General features: G+C 39.2%; 3 protein-coding genes. 1 reads left to right on the forward strand and 2 read right to left on the reverse strand.

What is annotated here, in order from left to right; all coding sequences use genetic code 11:
* The coding region (locus AC2VE5_RS25470) for a DUF928 domain-containing protein (RefSeq protein ID WP_486890377.1) at positions 1–549 on the forward strand (549 nt) is incomplete at its 5' end.
* 153 nt (positions 550–702) lie between these two features.
* On the opposite strand, the gene AC2VE5_RS25475 is transcribed toward AC2VE5_RS25470, so the two are convergent.
* Together AC2VE5_RS25475 and AC2VE5_RS25480 are read right to left on the reverse strand one after the other, a co-directional pair.
* The gene (locus AC2VE5_RS25475; protein WP_486890378.1) at positions 703–2331 is read right to left on the reverse strand and encodes a cyclic peptide export ABC transporter; all 1629 of its coding nucleotides are present in this window, start codon (positions 2329–2331) and stop codon (positions 703–705) included.
* An 83-nt stretch (positions 2332–2414) separates the two neighbouring features.
* Positions 2415–2612, reverse strand: coding sequence for a hypothetical protein (locus AC2VE5_RS25480; RefSeq protein WP_486890379.1), 198 nt, complete (start codon positions 2610–2612; stop codon positions 2415–2417).
* Between the last annotated feature and the right edge of the window lie 134 nt (positions 2613–2746).

A 2746-nucleotide genomic window follows, 5' to 3' on the forward strand; every position in this document is an offset into this window, starting at 1 on the left:
TTCCCTACACGACGAGCTTCCGATCTCAATAACTTAGGCATGACTACAGCCCAGTATCCAGTAATTTTCTTCTACGTACCGCAAACTTCTGCTGACGTACTAGAACTATCTTTACTAGATGAAAACGATAACGAGATTTATCAGAAAAACCTCACACCAACTAAAACTGGTGGTATTGCTAGTATAAATCTCTCTAGTTTGCCTGGTTTAAAACCGTTGGAAGTGGGTAAAAGCTATCACTGGTATTTATCTATAGTGTTACACACTATAGATCGCTCCGCAGATATATTTGTAGATAGTTGGGTGCAAAGAATTAAACCCGATCCTGCTTTACAAAGCGTATTGCAACAAGCATCTCTAAGCGATCACGCCTCTATTTATGCCGTTAATGGCATTTGGTATGATAGCCTCGCGGCACTATTTGAAAACCGCAAGTCTAACCCCAATAACTCCGAGATAGTCACCCAATGGGTAGATTTGTTAGATTCTGTTGGATTAGACCAAATTGCCAGAGAACCTTTAGTACCTTGTTGTACAGCAACTAACTAAAATAGACTTCCTGCGTGAATAAGCTTTTGCCGATGTTGAAATCCCTTACAATTGGGGGATTTTTCGGGATTCGCGCCAGAGGTTTTAACAAAACACAAGTGTTTGGCGCGATCGCACTTCCAAAATCAATATTGAGTAGTTCAGCTTTGCATTTTATATTTGCTTAACGTATTTGTCGTACTCAACTTTGCCATAATCAAGCTTGATAATGCGATCGCCTAAATGAAAATAGCGATCATCGTGACTAATTACTAGCACTGTTTTGCCTCGATTTCGCAATTGCATTAATAGCTGAGTGTAAAAAATTTCTTTGAATACAGGATCTTGATCGGAAGCCCATTCATCAAATACGTATATAGGGCGATCTTCTAAATAAGCAGTAAGTAAAGCTAGACGTTTTCGTTGTCCTTGAGATAAAGCCGTAGTTGATAGTTTGCCATCGCTAACTTGAACTTTGCGTTCTAGTTGTAGCAAGTTTAAGTAATCTTGGACTTGCCGCAAATTAGATTTATCTATACCCAATAGCTGTTCAAATAAATAAAAATCAGCAAACACAACAGAAAATTGCTGGCGATACCATTCTCGATTTTGCTCAGTTATAAGTTGATAATCAACTTGAATTTGTCCTGTTTCGGGAGTATAAAGCCCAGTAATTAACTTAACAAGGGTTGATTTGCCACTGCCATTACCTCCAGCTATAAATACTAATTCACCACAACGAAAAGTTAGATCGATAGGACCAAGAGTAAAACTATGTTCGGCACTTTCTCCGCGATAAGCGTGAGTAACTGCTAACAAATTTAATTGTTGCCAATCAATTTTTAGGTCAAGCGGCGGACAGTTTATGTCTTCAGATTGCTCTACTAAAGATAACCCCAACGTATCTAATTTTTGCAGCGCTACACTAGCTCTACTCAGATTAGGCAATAACTCTAAGATGCTACGCAGAGGAGTTGTTAAATAGGTAACAGTTAAAATGTAGCTAGATAAAACTGGAGTTTCAATAGTTGTTATTTGAGGCAAACCAAAAAGTAGTAACGCGATCGCCAGAAAAAATAAAATCTGTCCCCAGTTAGCAGTAAAAGCAAAAATACTCAAGCTAACATTTTTGTAATGCTGTGAAGACTCCGCCGCCTTTTGTAATTCCCCCTCCAGAAATTCTTGGCGACGCGCTTGATGCAATTTTAATTCTTTTGTGCCTTCCGTAATAGTGCGAAAATGCTTAAATAATCGATCTTGCTCCTCCCGCGCCAAACCTAATAAACGTTCGCCTCTAGCTAACAAAAATTGTACGCTCAAAGTAGCAACAAACAAAAAGCTGAAGACTACTAACAATACTAGCCACGAAAGCCACCCAAGATAAAATAGACAGCCAACTACGACCGCAATATCGACGCTTATCAAAGGAATTACAAAGACGAGGTTGGAGAGAGATTGCACATCATCTGTCAAAGTTGCCAAAAGCTTAGGAGCGCCCAATTCTTCTAAGTGGCGTAAAGAGGCTGACAAAATTCTTCTGCTCAAACTCATTTGTAAGTCAAATATAACTTTTTGCCCAAGCCGAATCAACCAAATTTGCGAGATTAAACCTGTAATAAATACAACTATTATCAGCCCCAAAAATAGCCAAACCAAGTCAGGGCTATTAGTTCCATTGCTACTAATAGCCGTACTAATTAGAGCAATTAGCCAAGCACTACTAGCACCGCTAAGTAATCCCGTAAAAATTGCGATCGCAACGGTCAACCATGAAGAACGTAAAAGCAGAGAAATGAGATTCATAATTTTCTAGCCTAAGCGATTACTTTTATGACTCAATTGCGCCATTGCTCGGTAAAAAAGTTTAAAAGCAATATTTCCTGCGCTCAAACTTGTCGTAAATCTTCACTAACTTCTACCGCCGACTGATATCTTTCTTCATGTCGATAGGCAACCATTTTGTCTAAAACTGCTGCTAGTTTATCGTTTACTTGGACGTAATCGCGCCAAATAACTTCTTTAGTAATTGGATCTTTAGGAATCTGCACCGATGGCAAGCCGACTAAGGCTTGAATCCCAATCATCCCCAAAGCATAAATATCGCTGTTGATACTAAGTTGCGGTCAGAGGTAGTATTTGAAGATGAGGGAAGAAAGTCATTGAACGCAGGCGCTCACTATTAGAAGAAAGTTCAAGTAAGCCTTGGCAAAGTACATCT

This window comes from Aliterella sp. E5.1, from assembly GCF_057473825.1.